The 21,832-nt window shown below is 65.6% G+C and carries 19 protein-coding genes and 1 tRNA gene; 9 read left to right on the top strand and 11 right to left on the bottom strand.

Going from position 1 to position 21,832, the window contains the following annotated elements; all coding sequences use genetic code 11:
- The first annotated feature begins 39 nt into the window (after nt 1–39).
- Both ACZY1I_RS28490 and ACZY1I_RS28495 read left to right on the top strand, forming a co-directional pair.
- Nucleotides 40–483 carry a Zn-ribbon domain-containing OB-fold protein gene (locus ACZY1I_RS28490; protein ID WP_463760501.1) on the top strand — a complete coding sequence of 148 codons (444 nt, stop codon included), beginning with the start codon at nt 40–42 and terminating at the stop codon, nt 481–483.
- On the top strand, nt 480–1,682 hold the full coding sequence (locus ACZY1I_RS28495) for a lipid-transfer protein (protein ID WP_463760504.1): 1,203 nt from the start codon (nt 480–482) through the stop codon (nt 1,680–1,682). The genes ACZY1I_RS28490 and ACZY1I_RS28495 overlap by 4 nt, the downstream gene beginning before the upstream one ends.
- Before the next feature lie 88 nt (nt 1,683–1,770).
- Here the strand turns inward: ACZY1I_RS28495 and ACZY1I_RS28500 are convergent, their stop codons facing one another.
- Nucleotides 1,771–2,388, bottom strand: coding sequence for an ANTAR domain-containing response regulator (locus ACZY1I_RS28500; RefSeq protein WP_463760507.1), 618 nt, complete (start codon nt 2,386–2,388; stop codon nt 1,771–1,773).
- Between the two features lie 82 nt (nt 2,389–2,470).
- Between ACZY1I_RS28500 and ACZY1I_RS28505 the strand changes: the two genes are divergently transcribed.
- The 7 genes from ACZY1I_RS28505 to cydC all read left to right on the top strand — a co-directional run bounded on the left by ACZY1I_RS28505 (nt 2,471) and on the right by cydC (nt 11,209).
- A tRNA-Leu gene (locus ACZY1I_RS28505) sits at nt 2,471–2,547 on the top strand.
- Nucleotides 2,548–3,297: 750 nt separating this feature from the next.
- Entirely contained in the window at nt 3,298–4,629 is a 1,332-nt protein-coding gene (locus ACZY1I_RS28510) for an adenylate/guanylate cyclase domain-containing protein (protein WP_463760510.1), read from the top strand.
- 29 nt (nt 4,630–4,658) lie between these two features.
- Entirely contained in the window at nt 4,659–5,270 is a 612-nt protein-coding gene (locus ACZY1I_RS28515; protein WP_463760512.1) for an HdeD family acid-resistance protein, read from the top strand.
- 101 nt (nt 5,271–5,371) lie between these two features.
- Nucleotides 5,372–6,841 carry a cytochrome ubiquinol oxidase subunit I gene (locus ACZY1I_RS28520; RefSeq protein WP_463760514.1) on the top strand — a complete coding sequence of 490 codons (1,470 nt, stop codon included), beginning with the start codon at nt 5,372–5,374 and terminating at the stop codon, nt 6,839–6,841.
- Between the two features lie 21 nt (nt 6,842–6,862).
- Nucleotides 6,863–7,903, top strand: a complete 1,041-nt coding sequence (gene cydB / locus ACZY1I_RS28525) for a cytochrome d ubiquinol oxidase subunit II (protein WP_463760518.1) — start codon at nt 6,863–6,865, stop codon at nt 7,901–7,903.
- 56 nt (nt 7,904–7,959) lie between these two features.
- The gene (cydD, locus tag ACZY1I_RS28530; RefSeq protein ID WP_463760760.1) at nt 7,960–9,576 is read left to right on the top strand and encodes a thiol reductant ABC exporter subunit CydD; all 1,617 of its coding nucleotides are present in this window, start codon (nt 7,960–7,962) and stop codon (nt 9,574–9,576) included.
- Nucleotides 9,563–11,209: a thiol reductant ABC exporter subunit CydC gene (gene cydC / locus ACZY1I_RS28535; RefSeq protein ID WP_463760521.1), complete on the top strand. Its 1,647-nt coding sequence runs from the start codon at nt 9,563–9,565 to the stop codon at nt 11,207–11,209. The genes cydD and cydC overlap by 14 nt, the downstream gene beginning before the upstream one ends.
- On the opposite strand, the gene ACZY1I_RS28540 is transcribed toward cydC, so the two are convergent.
- The 10 genes from ACZY1I_RS28540 to ACZY1I_RS28585 all read right to left on the bottom strand — a co-directional run bounded on the left by ACZY1I_RS28540 (nt 11,206) and on the right by ACZY1I_RS28585 (nt 21,824).
- Nucleotides 11,206–12,081, bottom strand: a complete 876-nt coding sequence (locus ACZY1I_RS28540; RefSeq protein ID WP_463760523.1) for an acyl-CoA thioesterase domain-containing protein — start codon at nt 12,079–12,081, stop codon at nt 11,206–11,208. The genes cydC and ACZY1I_RS28540 overlap by 4 nt on opposite strands.
- Nucleotides 12,082–13,500 carry a pyruvate kinase gene (pyk, locus tag ACZY1I_RS28545; protein ID WP_463760526.1) on the bottom strand — a complete coding sequence of 473 codons (1,419 nt, stop codon included), beginning with the start codon at nt 13,498–13,500 and terminating at the stop codon, nt 12,082–12,084.
- Between the two features lie 73 nt (nt 13,501–13,573).
- Nucleotides 13,574–14,008: a DUF2752 domain-containing protein gene (locus ACZY1I_RS28550; RefSeq protein WP_463760531.1), complete on the bottom strand. Its 435-nt coding sequence runs from the start codon at nt 14,006–14,008 to the stop codon at nt 13,574–13,576.
- The gene (locus ACZY1I_RS28555) at nt 13,998–14,396 is read right to left on the bottom strand and encodes an NINE protein (protein WP_463760533.1); all 399 of its coding nucleotides are present in this window, start codon (nt 14,394–14,396) and stop codon (nt 13,998–14,000) included. Before ACZY1I_RS28555 ends, ACZY1I_RS28550 begins: the two co-directional genes overlap by 11 nt.
- A 51-nt stretch (nt 14,397–14,447) precedes the next feature.
- Nucleotides 14,448–16,547 carry a prolipoprotein diacylglyceryl transferase gene (locus ACZY1I_RS28560; RefSeq protein ID WP_463760536.1) on the bottom strand — a complete coding sequence of 700 codons (2,100 nt, stop codon included), beginning with the start codon at nt 16,545–16,547 and terminating at the stop codon, nt 14,448–14,450.
- Nucleotides 16,544–17,353: a tryptophan synthase subunit alpha gene (trpA, locus tag ACZY1I_RS28565; protein ID WP_463760540.1), complete on the bottom strand. Its 810-nt coding sequence runs from the start codon at nt 17,351–17,353 to the stop codon at nt 16,544–16,546. The genes ACZY1I_RS28560 and trpA overlap by 4 nt, the downstream gene beginning before the upstream one ends.
- Complete coding sequence (trpB, locus tag ACZY1I_RS28570; RefSeq protein ID WP_463760543.1) at nt 17,353–18,648, bottom strand: tryptophan synthase subunit beta; 1,296 nt, start codon at nt 18,646–18,648, stop codon at nt 17,353–17,355. Before trpB ends, trpA begins: the two co-directional genes overlap by 1 nt.
- Nucleotides 18,649–18,682: 34 nt before the next feature.
- Nucleotides 18,683–19,501, bottom strand: a complete 819-nt coding sequence (gene trpC / locus ACZY1I_RS28575; RefSeq protein WP_463760547.1) for an indole-3-glycerol phosphate synthase TrpC — start codon at nt 19,499–19,501, stop codon at nt 18,683–18,685.
- 111 nt (nt 19,502–19,612) lie between these two features.
- On the bottom strand, nt 19,613–20,293 hold the full coding sequence (locus ACZY1I_RS28580) for a TIGR02234 family membrane protein (protein WP_463760549.1): 681 nt from the start codon (nt 20,291–20,293) through the stop codon (nt 19,613–19,615).
- On the bottom strand, nt 20,286–21,824 hold the full coding sequence (locus ACZY1I_RS28585; RefSeq protein ID WP_463760550.1) for an anthranilate synthase component I: 1,539 nt from the start codon (nt 21,822–21,824) through the stop codon (nt 20,286–20,288). The genes ACZY1I_RS28580 and ACZY1I_RS28585 overlap by 8 nt, the downstream gene beginning before the upstream one ends.
- Nucleotides 21,825–21,832 lie beyond the last annotated feature (8 nt).

Below are 21,832 nucleotides of genomic sequence, written 5' to 3' on the forward strand. Positions count from 1 at the left end.
ACGTTTCAGTTTTGCGCTCGGGCTGGGTAGGCTGGGCCGGTGCCAGAGGTCACCATTCCAGAACCGGCAATCGACGGGTGGTTCGCCACCGATGAAGCCGGAAACCCCCATCTGATCGGCAGTAAGTGCCTCAAGTGCGGCACCTACGTCTTCCCGCCGCGAGACACCAACTGCCCCAATCCGGCCTGCGACGGCAACTCACTAGAGTCCGTCACTTTGTCGCGCCGCGGAACATTGTGGAGCTATACCGAGAACCGGTACCCGCCGCCTGCGCCCTACCCGGCGCCTGATCCCTTCGAGCCGTTCGCGATCGCCGCGGTGGAACTGGCCGACGAAGGAATCATCGTGCTGGGCAAGGTAGTCGAGGGCACCCTCGCCGCCGACCTGAAGGTCGGTATGGAGATGGAACTGGCCACCATGACCCTGTTCACCGACGCCGAAGGGGCCGAACGCATCGTGCACGCGTGGAAGGTCGCTTCATGAGCACTCCCGAACCGCTCTACATCCTCGGCGCAGGAATGCACCCCTGGGGCAAATGGGGCCGAGACTTCACCGAATACGGCGTCGTCGCCGCACGCTCCGCGCTCAACGAGGCCGGACTGGATTGGCGGCAGATCCAACTGGTCGCCGGTGCCGACACCATTCGCAACGGCTACCCGGGGTTCATCGCCGGGTCGACGTTCGCGCAGAAGCTCGGCTGGAACGGCGTCCCGGTCAGTTCCAGCTACGCCGCGTGCGCCAGCGGTTCGCAGGCGCTGCAGAGCGCGCGCGCCCACATTCTGGCCGGCTTCTGCGACGTCGCGCTGGTCATCGGCGCCGACACCACCCCGAAGGGGGCGTTCGCACCGGTCGGCGGGGAGCGCAAGAACGACCCGGATTGGCAGCGCTTCCACCTCATCGGTGCGATGAACCCGGTGTACTTCGCTCTGCTCGCGCGGCGCCGAATGGACCTTTACGGGGCGACGTCAGAAGACTTCGCGCAGGTGAAGGTCAAGAACTCCCAGCACGGCCTGCAGAACCCGAACGCCCGCTACCGCAAGGAATCCTCCGTCGAGGATGTGTTGGCCAGCCCGGTGGTCAGTGATCCGCTGCGCCAACTCGACATCTGCGCGACCTCCGACGGCGCGGCCGCGCTGATCGTGGCGAGCGCGGATTTCGCCCGCAAACACCTGGGTTCCCTGGACGGCGTGCCGTCGGTCCGCGCGGTGAGCACGGTGACCCCGCGGTACCCGCAGCACCTGCCTGAGTTGCCAGATATCGCAACGGATTCCACTGCGGTAGTGCCGGCACCTGATCGGGTGTTCAAGGACCAGATCCTTGATGCCGCCTACGCCGAGGCCGGCATCGGACCCGAGGACGTGAGCCTGGCCGAGGTGTACGACCTGTCCACCGCGCTGGAGCTCGACTGGTACGAGCACCTGGGGCTGTGTCCCAAAGGCGAGGCCGAAGCGCTGCTGCGCAGCGGGGCCACCACTATCGGCGGCAGGGTGCCGGTCAACGCGTCGGGTGGGCTGGCCTGCTTCGGCGAGGCCATTCCGGCCCAGGCGATCGCGCAGGTCTGCGAATTGACGTGGCAGCTGCGCGGCCAGGCCACCGGCCGTCAGGTCGAGAACGCGCGGGTGGGTGTCACTGCCAACCAGGGCCTGTTCGGCCACGGCTCGTCGGTGATCGTCGCTCGCTAGCGCCCTGGGGCGCGACGGATCGCTTGAGGACGCCCGCAACGGCGCGTCGCCGTACCGACACGCGCTATCGCGGGCAGTGGCTGGCCCGCTAGGCGTCTTTGGGCGTATCGAGAGTTTCGAGCACGACCTCGGCGACCCGTTTCATCGACGTCCGCCGGTCCATGGCGGCGCGCTGAATCCACTTGAACGCTTCCGGCTCGGTCATCCCCTGCTTGGTCTGCAGCAGACCCTTGGCGCGTTCCACCAGCTTGCGGGTCTCCAACCGGTCCGAGAGCGTCGCCACTTCGCGTTCCAGCGCGGTGAGCTCACTGAATCGGCTGACGGCCAACTCGATGGCAGGGACCAAGTCGCTGGCGGTGAAGGGCTTGACCAGGTACGCCATTGCGCCCGCGTCGCGGGCCCGTTCGACCAGATCACGCTGACTGAAGGCGGTCAGAATCACGATCGGAGCGATGCGCTTGGCGGCGATCTCAGACGCGGCATCGATGCCGTCGCGGCGGGGCATCTTCACATCCATGATCACCAGATCTGGGTTATGACGCTCAGCGAGCTCGACGGCCTCCTGGCCATCGCCGGCCTCGCCGACGATGTCGTACCCCTCCTCTCGCAGCATCTCGGCGAGATCCATGCGGATAAGCGCCTCGTCTTCAGCGATCAGGACTCGGCGCTTCGGAGCGGCGGCGGCGTCGGTGGTGGGGCCGGTCATGACGGACATTCTGTCTTGACCGCTGTGACGGACCACTCGGGGGGTTCCTCTAAGGTGTTACTCCGGACCGGAACACAGACAAGCCCTCGTATCCCAACTGGCAGAGGAAACGGATTCAAAACCCGTCCAGTGTGAGTTCGAATCTCACCGAGGGCACCAGAGAAAGTGCAGTTCAGCGCGGGTAGCCGTGCTACGGAATAGCTTTAAGATCGCCGACCGTCCGCTGTCGTGCTTGCGGACGGCGAGAGCATTCAGAACGACGACACGTTTCGACACTGACAGACATGCCGTGGCCGGTGCGGTCGTTGGTGAAGCGAGTGCCGTCGGTGTTCGGCAGAACCGTCCAGCCCGTATGTGGTAGGTCTGGCCGTAGTTCAGCAGCAGGTCGCTCTGAGGCGCACCGCCACCGCCGATATTGCCGCTGTCCACTTGAATGCCCTGCTGGCCCGGACTATCGCCAGGTCCAGCGACGGACCAGGTGCCTGGGGAAACGAAGGCCCGTGCTCGCATGCGACTGACGGTCCACCCCCGTGCCCTTCGTCTTCGGGCAGAACCAAACAACGCACCAATCCGGATTGCGTCCGCACGTATTGCCCGGAATCCGCTTTTTGCGAGCGGCGCGAGCCCGACAGCCGCTGCAAACAACGTCAATCCCACGGCCCCACATGAAATATGGATCATTTGCATTCTTCCAGTCCACACCAGGACAGGTTCGCAATCAAAGATGCGCAAATTCAGTCTTCGACGCGCGGAAATAAATTCGAGCCAACACCCGTTGTTGTACACGTGAGCAAGTCCCGACTGCCCTCGGCACCTCCGGCGACTGTCACTGTGGGCAATGTGCCGCTACAGCTTCTTCTGCAGGCAGCGCGGCCGTCGCCAGCCGCCATCAGCGGTTACGCTCTATTCGTGGGCGCTAAAACATGCGGTGCCTCGTCCGTTGGCAAAGACGGTTCGGCACGACGGCCGGACTGTGTCGCCGCCGCACGTTCGCAGACTCGCGATCTCCGTCAGCATTACGCGGCCACAGCCGTGCGCCGGTCCCGAATTTTGAATATCGCCGCCTGGCTATCCGTAGTCGTGAGCGCCAGTTTCATCGGCATGCAGTTGCTGGTGGGCACCTGGCTCTGGCAGGTCGTATCAATCAATGTGTGCGCCGCACTGATCTTCGCGATCATCCCCACGCTGCACCGCTTCGGCGACTTGGTGGCGCCGCTGACGTTCATCACCGCGGCCTACGTGACGGTCTTCGCCAGTTGCTGGGATGTCGGCACCAGCTCCGGAGCTCAGCTCTTCTTCGTGGTCGGCGCGTGCCTGACCGTCCTGGTACTCGGCATCGAGCACATCGTGTTGGCCACCGTTCTCGCGGCAATTGGTGCGGCCCTGGTCATCGCCACCGAGTTCCTGATCCCGCGCGACACCGGACTGCAGCCCCCCTGGGCGCAGTCCGCGGGTTTCGTCATAACGACTATCTCCGCCGTCGTCGTCGTTGTGGTGACGGTGTGGTTCGCCCTTCGCGAGACTGCGCGCACCGAGGCGATGATGGAAGAACAGTACGAGCGCTCCGAAGCGCTGCTGGTCAACATGCTGCCGGCCAGCATCGCCGAACGGCTCAAGGAGCCCGAACGGCGGGTGATCGCCGACAAGTACGACGAGGCGTCGGTCCTGTTCGCCGATATCGTCGGATTCACCGAGCGGGCCAGCAGCACCGCACCTGCCGACCTGGTCCGGTTCCTAGACCGCCTGTACAGCGCATTCGACGCCTTGGTGGACAAGTACGAGCTGGAGAAGATCAAGGTCAGCGGCGATTCCTACATGGTGGTCAGCGGTGTCCCGCGGCCACGGCCCGACCACGTCCACGCGCTGGCCGACTTCGCCCTGGACATGGCGGCGGTCGCGGCCGCACTCAAGGATCCACACGGCCGTCCGGTGCCCTTGCGGGTGGGCCTGGCCTCAGGCCCCGTTGTCGCCGGCGTCGTAGGCTCGCGCCGCTTCTTCTACGACGTGTGGGGTGACGCGGTGAACGTCGCGTCCCGGATGGAATCCACCGACTCTGTCGGGCAGATTCAGGTCCCCGAAGATGTCTACGAGGCCCTCAAAGACGACTTCGTGCTGCGCGAACGCGGCTACATCGACGTCAAAGGCAAAGGCGTGATGCACACCTGGTATCTGGTCGGCCGCAAGGACTCCGAAGACCCGAGTGACCTGCTCGCCGAGGAGACGCAGACCGCGCCCGTATAGGCCAAAAGGCCCTATCCCGGATCCACCACATGCGTCACACTGGTGACATGGAAAAAGGACCAGCACCAAGCTCAGCAACGAGTCCCGCTCCGCTGCCACCCCCGAGTTTGTTGCCGCATCTCTGGAAGTCGACTCTCGTGTCGGGAGTCCTGTCGCTCGCTCTGGGCATCGCGATGATCGCTTGGCCGCAAGTCTCAGTCCTTGTGGCCGCCATCGCCTTCGGCGCATACCTGCTGCTCACCGGAGCCGCACAGGTCGTCTTCGCGTTCTCGCTGCACGCGTCGGCGGGCAGTCGCATCCTGCTGTTCATCAGCGGAGCGGCATCGCTGATCCTGGCTGTGCTGGCGTTTCGGCACTTCGGCAACGCCGTGTTGTTGCTGGCCATCTGGATCGGGGTCGGGTTCATCTTCCGCGGCGTCGCGACCACGGTTTCGGCCGTCAGCGACCCACACCTCCCGGGGCGCGGATGGCAGATTTTCATCGGCGCCATCAGTCTGCTCGCCGGCATCGTGGTGATGGCTTCTCCGTTCGAGTCCATCCTCACGCTGGCATTTGTGGTCGGAATCTGGCTCGTGATCATCGGCGTGTTCGAGATCGCGTCCGCGTTCGGCATCCGCAAGGCATTGCAAGCACTTCGGTAAACCCAAGAATTGCCGCTGGCTTACCAGTGACATAGCCACCACCCAACTACTACACTGTGTCGTAGTTGATTGATTATCCCCGCGGCCCCGGGAGATGACAGATGAACGTCGTCGACATATCGCGGTGGCAGTTCGGTATCACCACCGTCTACCACTTCATTTTCGTGCCGCTCACGATCGGCCTGGCTCCACTGCTCGCGATTATGCAGACGGCATGGGTGTTCACCGACAACGTCGCGTGGTACCGATTGACGAAGTTCTTCGGCAAGTTGTTCCTGATCAACTTCGCCATCGGCGTCGCGACCGGCATCGTCCAGGAATTCCAGTTCGGGATGAACTGGAGTGAATACTCGAAGTTCGTCGGGGACGTCTTCGGCGCCCCGCTGGCTATGGAAGGCCTGATGGCCTTCTTCTTCGAATCCACCTTCCTTGGGTTGTGGATCTTCGGCTGGAAGCGGCTCCCGAAGCTGGTGCACCTGGCGTGCATCTGGATCGTCGCGATCGCAGTCAATGTGTCGGCGTTCTTCATCATCACGGCGAACTCGTTCATGCAGCACCCGGTGGGCGTGCACTACAACCCGCAAACCCATCGCGCCGAACTGAACGACATCATGGCGTTGCTCACCAACAACACCGGGGTGACGGCCTTCGGCCACACCATCACCGGTGCCCTGCTGGTCGCGGGGACATTCGTGGCCGCCGTCAGCGCGTGGTGGCTGGTCCGCTCGCAGACCAGCACAGTCGACCCGGGTACCCGTGCAATGTATCGCCCCGCAACCGTCCTCGGCTGCTGGGTGGTGTTCCTCGCGACCGCCGGGTTGTTTTTCAGCGGGGACCATCAAGGCAAGCTGATGTTTCAGCAGCAGCCCATGAAGATGGCGTCGGCGGAATCGTTGTGCGACACGCAGACCGACCCGGACTTCTCCATCCTCACCGTCGGCCGGCACAACAACTGCGATGCGGTCACCCGCGTGATCGAAGTGCCGTACGTATTGCCGTTCCTGGCCGAGGGCAAGTTCGACGGCGTCACGCTGCAGGGCGTACGCGACATCCAGCAGAACTACGAACAGCGATTCGGACCGAACGACTACCGGCCGAACCTGTTTGTCACCTACTGGTCGTTCCGGATGATGATCGGCCTGCTTGCGGTACCGGTGCTGTTCGCGTTGGTTGCGCTATGGATGACCCGCGGCGGGCGCATACCCAAGCAGCGCTGGTTCGCCTGGTTCGCACTCCTCACCATCCCGACGCCGTTCCTGGCCAACAGCGCCGGCTGGGTGTTCACCGAAATGGGCCGCCAGCCATGGCTTGTCGTCCCGAATCCGACCGGCGACCAGAACGTTCACCTGACCGTATCGGCCGGTGTCTCCCACCACGCACCAGCCATGGTCATCACCTCGCTGGCCATTTTCACGCTGCTCTACGCAGCACTCGCAGTCGTCTGGTTCTGGCTGCTCAAGCGCTACATCGTGGAAGGGCCGCTGGAACACGACGCCGAACCGGCCGCGACTCCGAAGACTGACGAAGAGGCGGACAACGACGAAGTGAAACTCCTGTCGTTCGCTTACTAGGGTCCCGAAAGGAGCTGACGGATGAAACTGCAAGAACTGTGGTTCGGCATCATCGCGGCGTTGTTCCTCGGCTTCTTCATTCTCGAGGGCTTCGACTTCGGCGTCGGCATGCTGATGGAGCCGTTCGCGCGGGTGAGCAAAGGCGACCGGGAAGCCCACCGACGCGCAGCGCTCAACACCATCGGCCCGGTGTGGGACGGCAACGAGGTATGGCTGATCACCGCCGGCGCGGCCATGTTCGCGGCCTTCCCCGGTTGGTATGCCACGGTATTTTCCACGCTCTACCTGCCGCTGTTGGCGATCCTGTTCGGGATGATCGTGCGGGTAGTCGCGATCGAGTGGCGCGGCAAGGTCAACGACCCGAAGTGGCGGGGCTGGGCCGACCTCGGCATCGCGGCCGGGTCGTGGCTACCCGCGGTGCTGTGGGGCGTAGCGTTCGCTATCCTCGTGCGCGGACTTCCAGTCGATGCCGACGGTCAGGTGAACCTCTCGATCGGCGACGTGCTCAACCCGTACACCTTGCTGGGCGGTCTGGCCACCGCCGGGTTGTTCCTGTTTTACGGCGCGGTGTTCGTGGCGTTGAAGACCGCGGGCGCGGTCCGCGACGATGCCCACCGGTTCGCGCTGTGGTTAGCCCTGCCGGCGACGGGATTGGTTGCGGGATTCGGCGTTTGGACGCAACTGGCCTATGGCAAGGATTGGACGTGGGCGGTGCTGGGGGTAGCTGTCGTCGCGCAGTTGACCGCAGTGCTGCTGGTGTGGCGGCGCATCTCCGATGGATGGGCGTTCTTCTGCACGCTTCTGGTGGTGGCGAGCGTCGTGGTGCTGCTGTTCGGCGCGCTGTTCCCCGACCTGGTGCCCTCAACGCTGAACATTCGGTGGGACCTGACGATCTACAACGCGTCGTCGACTCCTTACACCCTCAAGATCATGACGTGGGTGACGGCGATCATGACGCCGTTGACGGTGATCTATCAGGGGTGGACTTATTGGGTTTTCCGGCAACGGATCTCGGCTGACGGGATACCGCCGTCGATCGGTCTGACGAGGCGCCCGTCCTGACTGGAAAGAGATCCCGCGCACCGCTGGACCCACGGTTGTGGCGCGCTTCGGCCGCGTTGCGCCACTACCTGGTGGCCGCGGTCGCCTGCGGAGTGGTGATCTCCGGGTGTGCGATCGGTTCGGCGATCGTCTTGGCGAGCATCGTGGCGCGGGTGGTGAGCGATCCCTCGGCGCGAGGGCTACGTGGCTGGATCGGACTGCTGTCGATTGTGTTGGCGCTGTGGGCTGTTCGCACGGTGACTCACTGGCTGCAGGCGCGCCTGGGGCAGCGAGGGGCCAGCGTGGTGATCGCCGAGCTGACGGGTCGAGTGCTGACGGCGGTGACGGCCCGGCAGCCCCGCACGCTGGCCGCGCAGCGCGATTCCGCCGCGGTGGTGGTTACCCGCGGACTGGATGGCTTGCGCCCCTATTTCACCGGCTATCTGCCCAACCTGCTACTCGCCGCGATTCTGACCCCGGCCACCGTTGTGGTGATCGCCTACTACGACCTCAGGTCGACGGTGATCGTGGTGATCACACTGCCGCTGATACCGGTCTTCATGGTGCTGATCGGCATGGCCACGGCCGAACGATCGGCCGCCGCCCTGGGCGCCATGACCACTCTGCAAGCGCGATTGCTGGATCTAATCGCCGGCATACCGACGTTGCGTGCGCTCGGCCGGGCTTCCGGTCCGGAGCATCGCATCGCCGAACTTGCTTCGGCACATCGTCGCTCGGCAATGGCAACGCTGCGGGTCGCCTTTCTGTCCGCACTGGTGCTCGAACTGCTGGCCACCCTGGGTGTGGCCCTCGTCGCGGTGAGCATCGGTCTGCGCTTGGTGTTCGGTGAGATGACGCTGACCGCCGGATTGACAGTCCTGCTGCTGGCGCCGGACGTGTACTGGCCGCTGCGCCGCATCGGGGCGGAGTTCCATGCCGCCCAGGACGGCCGGGCGGCGGCCGAACAGGCTTTCGCGCTGATCGGCGAAGCCGAAGTGACGAAGACGCCCGGCAGCGCGACGGTGGTCGCACGCGGCGCAGCGATCCGGCTGGAGAACCTGAGTGTCGTGAGCAGGACAGGCCGCGCACCCGACAACCTGACCGCGGTCATCGAACCGGGCCGGGTCACGGTGCTGACCGGCCGGAACGGGGCAGGCAAGAGCAGCACGCTGCAGGTCATCGCCGGGCTCACGGTGCCGTCGTCCGGTCGCGTCACCGTGGCCGGCGTCGATATCGGCGACCTGAAGCCCGATTCGTGGTGGCATCAGCTGTCCTGGTTGCCGCAACGTCCGGTGCTGATTCCAGGGACCGTCCGGGACAATCTGGCTCTGTTCGGCGCCCTAGACGACGTTGAGAGCGCCTGTGTGGCAGCCGGATTCGACGCCGTGTTGGCCGAGCTTCCGGATGGGTTGGACACCGTGCTCGGTCGCGGCGGCGTCGGATTGTCGCTCGGGCAACGCCAACGGCTGGGTTTGGCCCGCGCGCTCGGGTCGACGGCTCCCGTATTGCTGCTCGACGAACCGACTGCGCACCTGGACGCCCACACCGAGGACCGGGTGTTGCAGGCCATCGTCGCGCGGGCAGTCGCCGGCGCGACCGTGCTGGTGGTCGGGCATCGGGAGCGAGTCGTAGCAATCGGCGACCGGGTCGTCGAAGTGGAAGCCTCCGACAAGGCTCAGCATGCCCCGGTCTGATTCCCTACTTGTGGCGGTTGAGCTGCTGCGGCCCCGCCTCTCCCGCCTGCTGGGCGCGGTGGCACTCGGGGCGCTTTCCCTGGCCAGCGCCCTGGCACTCGCCGGGGTGTCGGCCTGGCTGATCACCCGGGCAGCACAGATGCCGCCGGTACTCGATTTGTCCGTCGCGGTCGTCGCGGTGCGGACCTTCGCGATCTCGCGTGGCGTACTGCGCTATTGCGAACGGCTCGCCACCCACGACACCGCCTTGCGGGCCGCCGGCACGGCGCGAGCGGCGATCTATCACCGGTTGGCTGACGGACCGGCCGCCGGCGCAATCCGGTTGCCCAGCGGCGAACTGGTAGCTCGCATCGGCGCCGATGTCGACACGTTGGCAGACGTGCTGGTTCGGGCGCTCGTGCCGATCGGCGTGGCTGCGGTGCTGGGGCCGGCGGCCGTCGTGGTGGTCGGGCTGATCTCGCTGCCTGCCGCGGTGGTACTCGCGGTCTGCCTTGCGATCGCCGGAGTGCTCGCGCCATGGTTGGCAGGCCGTGCCGCGGCGAAGCGGGAAGCGGTTGCGCGCCAGCATCATTCCGAGCGGGACACCTCAGCGATGCTTGCGCTCGAACACGCGCCGGAATTGCGGGTGGCGGGTGCTCTGCCGGCGGTGATCGCCGAATCGCAACGGCAGCAACGGGCCTGGGGCGACGCGCAGGACGCCGCAGCGCGGCCGGCCGCGTTCGCCGAAGCGCTGCCGACCGCAGCCATCGGCATCAGCGTGCTCGGCGCTGCGGTGGCCGCAATCGGCCTGGCCGGCTCGGTCGCGCCGACGACCCTGGCGGTGCTGATGTTGTTGCCGCTGTCGGCGTTCGAGGCGACCACCGCCCTGCCGGCGGCCGCCGTTCAGTTGACCCGATCGCGTATCGCGGCGAGCCGGCTACTGGATCTGGCTGCGGCCCCGATCCCCTGCCAGCCCAGGCCCGACATCTGCACGCCCTCACTCGGCCAGTTGGCAGCCGACGTGTGCTGCGGTCACCCTGGCGGGCCGGTGAGCGCCGCCGCGATCGACCTGTCCCCCGGTTCCCGGCTAGCCGTCACGGGTGCCAGCGGATCCGGGAAGACCACGTTGTTGATGACGCTGGCAGGCCTGCTACCTCCGGTACGCGGGCAGGTGACATTGGACCACATCGACGTCGCCGACCTTGATGAGCATCAATTGCGCTGCGCGATAACATTTTTCGCAGAAGATGCACATATCTTCGCCACCACCGTCCGGGACAACCTGCTAGTCGTGCGCGGTGATTGTGGCGACGACGAACTCACCGCGGCGTTGGCGGCAGTCGGCTTGGGCGAATGGCTGGCCGGCCTGCCCGACGGCCTGTCGACATTGTTGGTCGATGGCGCGCAGGCGGTCTCTGCCGGCCAGCGCAGACGGTTGTTGCTCGCGCGGTCGGTGCTCTCACCGGCCGGGATCGTGCTCCTGGACGAACCCACCGAGCATCTCGACTCGACCGACGCCGATCAGATTCTGCATGGGCTGCTGGCCGCAGACGGCGAACTGCTGAACACGGCGCGGACACCCCGTCGGACCGTGATCGTGGCTACCCACCACCTGCCGGAATCCCTGTCCTGCAACGAGCTACACATCGCCTAGCGGCGGGCGGGAAAGTACTTCAGCACGCCCTCTTGCACCACGGTGGCAATGACCTGCCCGGAGCGGTCGAAGAAATGCCCGGAGCCCAGGCCCCTGGAGTCGGCGGCCACCGGCGACGACGTCGAATACAGCACCCAGTCATCGAATTTGACTTGACGGTGAAACCACACGGAGTGGTTCGCCGAGGCCGCGAAGATGCGGTCGAAGCCCCAGGACAGTCCGTGGGTGGTGATCACCGAGTCCAGCACGGTGGTGTCCGAGGAGTACAACATGATCGCGGTGTGCAATGCCGGATCTTCGGGTATCGCACCCATCGCCTTGAGCCAGACGCGGTTGTAGGCAAGCGATTCGCCGTTGTCCCGCATGATCCAGGCCGGGTCATTGGTGTAACGCCATTCGACCGGTTGCAGCGCGTTGACGAAGTGCGGCACCGTCTCCTCGTAGCCCCGCAGCAGTTCGCCGATCGCCGGCAACGTTTCCGGATCGGCGACCTGTGGCGGATCTATTGCGTGCTCCAGGCCGGGCCCGCCCGACATGTAGGAGATCATCGCGGTGGACAGCAGCACCCCGTCCTGTACGGCATCGACGCGCCGGTTGGCGAAGCGACGTTCGTCGCGCAGGGCCACCACCTGAAATTCGATGTCTTTGGAAGTGTCGCCGCCGTTGATGAAATGCACCGAGAGCGCGCTCGGTGGCAGGTCGGTACGGGTCAGGGTGCGGGTGCTGGCGACGAACGATTGCGCCATGAGCAGACCGCCGAACGTCCGCATCGGGTTCTTGCTGGGATGGGACCCGACGAACCGGTCGTCGGCGACGCGCTTGAGATCGAGGACGGCCAACAGTTCTTGAAAGTCAGAAGAGCTGTCAGGCAACTAGACGTCGTCCTCGCCGATCCGGTGCACATGGATCAGGTTGGTCGAGCCCACGGTGCCCGGAGGCGCGCCCGCGACGATGACGACCAGGTCACCCCGCTTGTAGCGGCCGAGTTCGAGCAGCGACTTGTCGACCTCACGGATCATGCCGTCGGTGGTCTTCATGTGCGGGACGATGAACGTCTCGGTGCCCCAGGTCATGGCCAGTTGGCTGCGCACCTCGGGCAGATCGGTGAAGGCGAGCAGCGGCAGCGGCGTGTGCAGGCGAGCCAGTCGCCGCACGGTGTCACCGGACTGGGTGAACGCGACCAGGGCCTTGGCGTCGAGTCGCTCGCCGATGTCGCGGGCGGCGTAGGAGATCACGCCCCGCTTGGTGCGCGGCACGTGCGTCAACGGCGGTGCGGCCGTGGAGTTCTGCTCCACCGCACACACGATCCGCGACATGGTCTTGACCGCCTGCAATGGGTACTTGCCCACCGAGGTTTCGCCGGACAGCATCAGCGCGTCGGCGCCGTCCAGAACGGCGTTGGCGACGTCGGACGCCTCGGCCCGGGTCGGCCGCGAGTTCTCGATCATCGAGTCGAGCATCTGGGTCGCCACGATCACCGGCTTGGCGTTCTCCCGGGCCATCTGGATGGCCCGCTTCTGCACGAGCGGCACCTCTTCCAGCGGCAGCTCCACACCCAGGTCACCGCGAGCCACCATGACCGCGTCGAACGCCAACACGATCGCCTCGAGGTTGTCGATCGCTTCGGGCTTCTCCAGCTTGGCGATCACCGGCACCCGGCGTCCGACTCGATCCATCACTTCATGGACGAGTTCGACATCAGACGGGGATCGCACGAACGACAGCGCCACCAGGTCGACGCCCAGCTCCAGCGCGAACGTCAGATCCTCGATGTCCTTTTCCGACAGAGCGGGGGCGGACACGTTCATCCCGGGCAGCGAGATGCCCTTGTTGTTGCTGACCGGACCACCCTCGGTGACCGTGCAGATCACGTCGTCGCCTTCGACGCGTTCGACCTGCAGACCGACCTTGCCGTCATCGACCAGCACCCGGTCACCTGCGGTGGCGTCCTGCGCGAGCCGCTTGTAGGTGGTGGACACCCGGTCGTGGGTGCCTTGGCAGTCCTCGACGGTGATACGGACCGTTTCGCCGTCAGCCCAGTACGTCGAACCCGTGGCGAATCGGCCGAGTCGGATCTTCGGACCTTGTAGGTCACAAAGGATGCCGACGGCGCGCCCGGTGGCATCGGAGGCTGCCCGAACACGCTTGTAGGAAGCCGCGTGGTCTTTGTAGTCGCCGTGACTGAAATTCATTCGGGCGACGTCCATACCGGCTTCTACCAGCGCCCTGAGCAAGTCGTCGTCTTGCGTCGCCGGGCCAAGAGTGCAGACGATCTTTCCGCGTCTAGTCACGACGCCAAAGCATAGTCTTGCCGAGTGTCATCGGGGCATCGCGCATCCGCGACGCGCGCAAATTAGCCCGCAGCTAGCCGCTGAGAACCGTCGGCACCAGCGGGAAACCTTGCAGATTTCGCACGACTGTCCACGCTGTCGCCACGACGGCGAGGGTGACCATGGTTGGTATCGGCAGCCATGATTGGCGACGGCGGCGACGCACCAGGATCCACGCCGCAAGCAACGGGATTCCGACGAGCAGGAAGATGTTGTCGTTGATGCTCGCCGCCAGGTGGCCGTGCAGCAGATCGTTGGTCATCCGCAGACCACCGCAGGCCGGGCAGTTCCAGCCGGTCAGCCACTTGAACGGGCACTGCGGATATACCGAAGTCGGACTATGCGGATCGGCAAGTTCGATGTAGCCCAGGGCCCCGGCCAGCAGCGCGCCGGAACCTATCGCGGCGTAACGGCGAGGACGCCGGCCGCTCTGCTCCCCAACCGCCTGGGTTGACGGACTAGGTTCCATCGCGCAATGGGCGGCCCTGCGGATCGTTGACCTTGTCGGTCAGCATCAGGACCGCGTCGACGATCCCCCAGATCACGGCACCGGCGCCGCAGGTCACCCATCCGATGAGCATCTGCGCGATACCCAGCCCGATGTATCCCGCGTAGATGCGGCCGATGCCGACCAGGCCGAACAACCCCAGTAGCTGCAACAGACCCGCGACTGTCTTCGACTTGTCGGAGTACGGCTGCCCGGTGACGGGGTGACGACCGTACGGCGCCGAGGGGTCATAGCCGGCGGGCGGCCCATATTGCGGGGGCCCCGGGTAGGGCGGCGGTACGGGAGGCGGTGGGTATCCGGGTTGCTGCTGCGGAGGGCCAGGCTCTGCAGACCACGGCAGGTCACTCATCGGTTCAGCATGCCAGATTCGGCGCGTTCCAACTGCGCTCGGTGGACAACATTACGAACGTTGTCGCCGCAGCCGGAATCTCCAACGCTGCCGATCTGCAGCTTCAGACTCCGAGGGTTCGGGTTTGGAGGAAGCCTTCTCCTCGTCGCCGGCCGGGGTCTGCTCGGCGGACGGGTCTGCCGACGGCTCCGGTTCAGTCGCCTCGGCGTCGTCCTCAGCGTCGTCCTCGGTGTCGAGCTGGGATTCGGCGGCCTCTTCAGCGGCAGGCTCGCCCGCTTCGTCGGCGTCCTCGGCAGTCGGAACTTCCGCTTCCTCGGACACTGGGGCGGCACCAACGAGCAGCGGGTGACTAGTTGCGACGGCGGTCGGCGGTTCCGCCTCCGCTTCAGCCTCGGCTTCAGTGGTAGGGGCGTGCAGTTCGATTTGATCAGCGTCAGCCGCGGCGGCAGGCTCGCCCGCTTCGTCAGCGTCCTCGGCAGTCGGAACTTCCGCTTCCTCGGACGCTGCCTCTTCGGCAACACCGCCGAGCAGCGGGTGACTGGTTGCGACGGCGGTCGGCGGTTCCGCTTCGGCTTCGGCTTCGGTGCCAGGATCTTGCAGTTCGGGTTCCTCAGCCTGAACCTCGGCCGAGTCGTCCTCCTCGGCCGCTGCCGGCTCAACAGCATCGGATTCTGATGCAGCTTCCACAGCCGCCTCGTCTTCGGTCTCTGCTTGCTCTTCCACCGGCTCGGCCTCAGCCGCAACTTCAGGCTCTTCTGCTTCGGCTTCCTCGGCCGCGGCGTCGACAGCATCTGCCTCGACGACTTCCGTTTCGTCGTCGTCGTTGGTGATTTCGGCGGCGAGTTCGGGCTCTTCGATCGCGGCTTCCTCAGCGTCCGTCTGGTCAGCCTCCGGCTCGGCGACTTCCGGTTCCTGCTCGGCTTCGGTGATTTCGGACGCCGGTTCTGGCTCGGCTTCGGCAATCTCAGAATCGACGAGCTCGGCCTCCGTGACCGCGGCTGGCAGGGCGTCGGCGTCGGGCTCCTCGGCCTGGGCCTCAACGACCTCCTCGGCCGCCGCAACCTCGGCTACCTCTGGCTCGGCAACCTCCGGCTCGGCAACCTCGGGCTCGGCAACCTCGGGCTTGGCCAGTTTGACCTTCGACTTGCCCGCTTTGCTCTTCTTGCCGGCTTTGGACTTGCCGGATTTGACCTCAGGGATCGCTGCAACGACGGTCTCAGCTTCTGCCGCCGGTTCGTCTGCGGGCTCGGCTTCCACCCCGTCGCCTTCAAGATGACCATCCAGCGCCGACGGCGTCTCGCGGCCCTTCGGCGCCAGCATGATGTAGACCACGGCCCCGATGAACACGAACGTCGAAGTGAACGTGTTGATCCGGATCCCGGCGATATGAGTCGCGGTGTCATCGCGCAACAACTCGACGCCGAATCGCCCGACGCAGTACAACGCGACATAGGCGCCGAAAAGCCGGCCGTGCCCAAACGTGAACCGTCGATCCAAGAAGATCAGCGCCCCGAAAACCAAGAGGTTCCACAGCAATTCGTACAGGAACGTCGGCTGAACCACCGAGTGCACCACGCCCGTCGAAACACCGTCGAGGGAATGCACGTCGATAAAACCCGCCGGATCCCGACGATAGAAGATCTCCAGACCCCACGGCATCGTGGTTTCGCGCCCGTACAACTCTTGATTGAAATAGTTGCCGAGCCGACCGATCGCCTGTGCCAACACAACTGCGGGAGCAACCGCATCGAGGAAGGCGGGCAGCGGAACTCGGTGCTTCTTGCAGCCGATCCAGGCGCCAACCACGCCGAGGGCGACGGCACCCCAAATGCCCAGGCCACCATCCCAGATCCGGATGGCAGCGCCGAAACCGGCGCCACCGGGACCCCAATAGGTCTGCCAGTCGGTAGCCAGGTGATAGAGGCGACCGCCGATCAAACCGAACGGCACCATCCACAGCGCGATGTCATAGATCACGCCCCGCTCGCCGCCGCGGGCCGCCCAGCGCCGGTCGCCGATCATCAGCGCGATGATGATGCCCGTGATGATGAAGAACGCGTAGGCGCGAACAGGCAACGGTCCAAGGTGCCAGACTCCGCGCGGCGGGCTGGGAATGTAGGCAAGCAACATCTGGGAACTGGCCAGGGTCATGCGGACACCTTCTGGCGCACGCCGGCAGCGAGTTCCTCGGTCAGGGTACGCAGGCTGGGTAGGCCCTCGCCCAGCGCCGAGACCAACGCCGACCCGACGATCACGCCGTCGGCGTAGCCGCCGATCTGCGCCGCCTGCGCACCCGACCGCACGCCCAGACCGACTCCGACGGCTATGTCGCACACCGCCTTCACCCTCCCGACCAGTTCAGGTGCGGCGTTCGACACAGCATCACGTGCGCCCGTCACGCCCATCGTGGACGCCGCGTAGACGAATCCACGGGAAGCCTCGACAGTCGTCGCCAACCGCTCCGGCGTCGACGACGGCGCAACCAGAAAGATGCGATCCAACCCGTACTCCTCGGATGCCGTCAGCCACGACTGCGCTTCGTCGGGAATCAGGTCCGGGGTGATCAGACCCAGTCCGCCGGCCGCCGCCAGATCCCGGGCAAACGCGTCAACTCCGTAGCGCAGCACCGGATTCCAGTAGGTCATGACCACTGCGTGTCCACCGGCGTTGCTGATTGCCTCGACCGCGGACAACGTGTCGCGCACCCGGACGCCACCGCTCAGTGCGCGCTCGGTCGCTTGCTGGATGGTGGGACCGTCCATACCGGGGTCGGAATAAGGCACGCCGACTTCGATTATGTCGCAACCAGATTCGACGAGTGCGGTCATTGCTTGCAGTGAGGTCGGCACGTCGGGATAGCCGGTGGGCAGGTAACCGATCAGTGCCGCGCGGTTCTCCGTGCGACACGCATCGAAGACCGGGCCCAGCCGACCTGCTGCGGTGTGCGACGCCGCCATCACTGAACCGATTCGCCCGCGTTGTCGGCTGAACCGTCAGAAGGTTTGTCCATCAGGCCGAACCACTGCGCGGCGGTTTCCACGTCCTTATCGCCGCGACCCGACAGGTTCACCACAATGACTGCGCCCCTTCCCAATTCGGCGCCCAACTTCAGAGCGCCGGCCACCGCGTGCGCGGATTCGATGGCCGGGATGATGCCTTCCAGTCGGGACAGCAACCCGAACGCGTCCATCGCCTCGGTATCGGTGATGGGATCGTATTGAACCCGTCCCGTCTCCTTGAGTCGAGCGTGTTCGGGCCCCACCCCGGGATAATCCAATCCGGCTGAGATTGAGTGCGATTCGATGGTTTGACCGTCCTCGTCCTGCAACAGGTAGGAGTACGATCCCTGGAAGGCCCCCGGCGAACCACCGGTGAATGTCGCTGCATGCCGACCGGTCTCGACGCCGTCGCCGGCGGCCTCGTATCCCACCAACCGAACGCCGGGATCATCGAGGAAGGCGTGGAAGATGCCGATCGCGTTAGATCCGCCACCCACGCACGCCACCACGGCGTCGGGCAGGCGACCGGCCTGCGCCTGGATCTGAACCCGGGTTTCCATGCCGATGATCCGCTGGAAATCGCGCACCATCGTCGGGAACGGGTGCGGGCCGGCGGCGGTGCCGAAGCAGTAGTAGGTGTTGTCGGCGTTGGTGACCCAGTCGCGGAAAGCCTCGTTGATGGCGTCTTTGAGTGTCCGCGATCCGGTCTCCACCGAGACCACCTCGGCGCCGAGCAACCGCATCCGCGCCACGTTGAGCGCTTGGCGTGCGGTGTCGACCGCGCCCATGTAGATGATGCAGTCCAGGCCGAGCAGCGCGCAGGCAGTCGCGGTGGCGACACCGTGCTGTCCCGCGCCCGTCTCGGCGATCACCCTGGTCTTGCCCATGCTGCGAGCCAGCAACGCCTGACCCAGGACGTTGTTGATCTTATGAGAACCGGTGTGGTTCAGGTCTTCTCGCTTCAGGAAGATCCGTGCCGAACCGGCGTGCGCGCCGAGTCGCGTCGTCTCGTACAACGGCGACGGACGGCCGGCATAGTGCGCCTGCAATTTGTCGAGAGTGTCCAGGAAATCCTGGTTGACGCGTTCCTTCTCGTAGGCGGTGGTGACCTCGTCGATCACGGCCATCAGTGCCTCGGGAACGTAGCGTCCGCCGTATACACCGAAATGGCCACCCTGATCGGGGTCGTGGTGGGTGCGTTCGACGACGGCGGCGCTGGTCCGCGGCATGTCAGGGTGGGATAGATCAGCCATCAGCAAGACTCAAAACGCACGCGGCAATCAACGGCTAGCGAGCCGGTTTGGGACAGGACGGGTGGGTGCCCGCGGTAACCAGATCGGCTACCGCCGCACGAGGGTCACCGCTCTTGACCAGACCTTCGCCGACCAGCACGGCGTCGGCGCCCGCGCCGGCATATGCCAGCAGGTCACCGGTGTGCCGAACGCCGGATTCGGCGATCCGGAACACCTTGCTCGGCAGTCCGGGAGCGATTCGGCTGAAGCAGTCCCGGTCGACCTCCAACGTCTTGAGGTCGCGGGCATTGACGCCGATCACGTTCGCTCCGGCCCGCAAAGCGCGGTCGGCCTCTTCCTCGGTGTGCACCTCGACGAGCGCGGTCATCCCGAGTGATTCGGTGCGATCCAGCATCGAGACCAGTGCGGACTGGTCCAGCGCCGCGACGATGAGCAGCAGCATGTCTGCACCGTGGGCGCGTGCCTCGTGGATCTGATAGGGCTGCACCACAAAGTCTTTCCGCAACACCGGAATGGACACTGCGGCACGTACTGCGTCGAGGTCGTCGAGCGAGCCGTGGAAACGACGCTCCTCGGTGAGCACGCTGATGATCCGCGCGCCACCTTCTTCGTAGGCCCGGGCGAGCTTGGCCGGATCGGCGATGGGTGCCAGTGCCCCCTTCGACGGACTGGCCCGCTTGACCTCGGCGATGACACCGATGCCGGGCTCGCGAAGGGCGGCCATCACGTCGCGCGGCTTCGGCGCGGCCGCGGCGGCGGCTTTGATCTCAGAAAGACTCACGCGGGCTTCGCGCGCGGCAACGTCGGCCCGGACTCCCTCAAGAATGGAGTCAAGCACGTTGGCCGGACTCATACCTGCGGTTTCCCTTCCCTCTGTAACCCGCTGCGTCGCAGGGCCACCCCACGCTCGCCAGCAGATTGCGACGATGTGCAAGAAGGGTAGCGACTCTCAGGACGAGGCCCGTCACCGCCCCTCGCTGTCTGACTCGTGCGGCCGATCGGTAGGGTCGCGCCCTTCATCGAGCGCATCCCAAATCATGCGTTCCGACAGCGCGCGATCCTCGTCCTGCGTGCCCGATTCGTGGTTTTGGTCGGCTTCTTCGGCCTCGCGTGCAATAGACCGGCGCGCGCCGGGCGCCAGGTACTTGGTGCTGCCCGACCGCGTCCCGCCGGACACCGATGCCGCGCGCATCAGCAGCGCCGCAGCGATGACGGTGCCCACCGCAGCCGCGACCGAGATCCCGGCTCCCCAGTAGTTGCGCTCACTGCCGACCAGCGTCGCGACCTGGACGTGCGCGAGATCGGCGCCCCGCGCCGCCACGTCCGGAACCGCCCACAGACTCACTCCGAGATAGCCGATGGCAAAACTCGCTGCCGCAAGCAGCGCCGACAGCGCCCGCAACTGCCAGCCGCGCACCGCCAGCGCCGCGACCGCGGCAGCCAGATTGACCAGCGCCAACGGCAGCAACGCGGTCGACCAGGAGGCTCCGGACACCGCTATGTCCTTGGGCGGTCCGAGTCCGTCAAAGGACCGGATGACCACCCAGGTGAGCCGCGACGCCCCCCACAGCGCGCCGGCGGCCACCACCAGCAACACCTGCGCGAGCCCGATCGTCAGCCTGGCCCGGCGCCCCGTTTCAGCCACTGGTGCTCTCGTGCGGTGCGGTCAGAGTCTCGGCTGCGGCGATCGCGTTCAGCACCGCGCGCGCCTTGTTCTTCGACTCGTTGTATTCGTAGGGACCGTTCGAGTCGGCCACCACACCGCCACCCGCCTGGACATATGCGGTGCCGTTGCGCATCAGCGCGGTCCGGATGGCGATCGCAAAATCGGCGTTTCCAGCGAAGTCGAGGTATCCCACCACGCCGCCGTACAAACCGCGGCGAGTCTTTTCGACCTCCTCGATCAGCTCCATCGCCCGCACCTTCGGCGCCCCCGACAGCGTGCCGGCCGGGAAACAGGCGGTCACCGCGTCCAGCGCGGTCTGCCCGTCGGCCAGCAGTCCGGTCACCGTGGACACCAGGTGCATCACGTGGCTATAGCGTTCGATGTGGCTGTAGTCCTCGACGCGCACGGTGCCCGGGGTGCAGACCCGGCCAAGATCGTTGCGGCCGAGATCGACCAGCATCAGGTGCTCTGCGAGTTCCTTGTCGTCGGACAGCAGATCCTTTTCCAGCAGAATGTCTTCTTCGTCGGTTTGTCCACGCCACCGTGTCCCGGCAATCGGATGCGTCGTCGCCCGCTCCTCGTGCACGGTGACCAGCGCTTCAGGGCTGGATCCGACAATCGAAAAGTCAACTACCCCATCGCTATTGGGGATGTGCAGCAAGTACATGTAGGGGCTTGGGTTGGTTACCCGCAGCATGCGATACACGTCGATCGGGTCGACGCTGGTATCCATCTCGAAGCGCTGCGACGGCACCACCTGGAATGCTTCTCCGGCAGCGATCTGCTCCACCAGGTGCTCGACGATCGCGCCGTACTCCTCCTCGGTGCGCTGGGCGCGCAGGCGAGGCTCCGGCTTTGCGAACGTCGAGACCGTCGACGGCAACGGCTGGCCGAGTGCGGCGGTCATCACGTCGAGCCGCGCGACCGCGTCGTCGTAAGCCCAGTCCACCCGCTCGTCGGTACCGTTCCAGTTCACCGCGTTGGCGATCAGCGTGATGGTGCCTTCATGGTGATCAACCGCGGCCACGTCGGTTGCCAGCAGCAGGAGCATGTCCGGCAGTTGCAGATCATCCACCGCGATGACGGGCAGCCGCTCGAGGCGTCGCACCATGTCGTAGGCGAAGAAACCGACCATTCCGCCGGACAGCGGCGGGAGCCCCGGAAGGCTGGCCGTCGCCAACACCTCCAAGGTGGCCCGCAGCGCATCGAGAGGGTCGCCCCCGGTCGGTGCGTCCGCCGGCGCCGTGCCCAGCCACACGGCCTGTCCGTCACGCACCGTCAATGCCGTCGGCGCACCGGCCCCGATGAACGACCAGCGCGACCAGGACCGGCCGTTCTCGGCCGATTCGAGCAGAAAGGTACCCGGACGATTGGCGGCAAGTTTGCGGTACGCCGAGAGCGGAGTCTCACTGTCGGCCAAGACCTTGCGCGTCACCGGGACCACGCGATGCTCTGCCGCCAGCACGCGGAAATCCTCCCGCGTCGTCGTTGCTGCAAGGTTGGCGTGCACCGAACCAT

The organism is Mycobacterium sp. IDUB_37, from assembly GCF_055419245.1.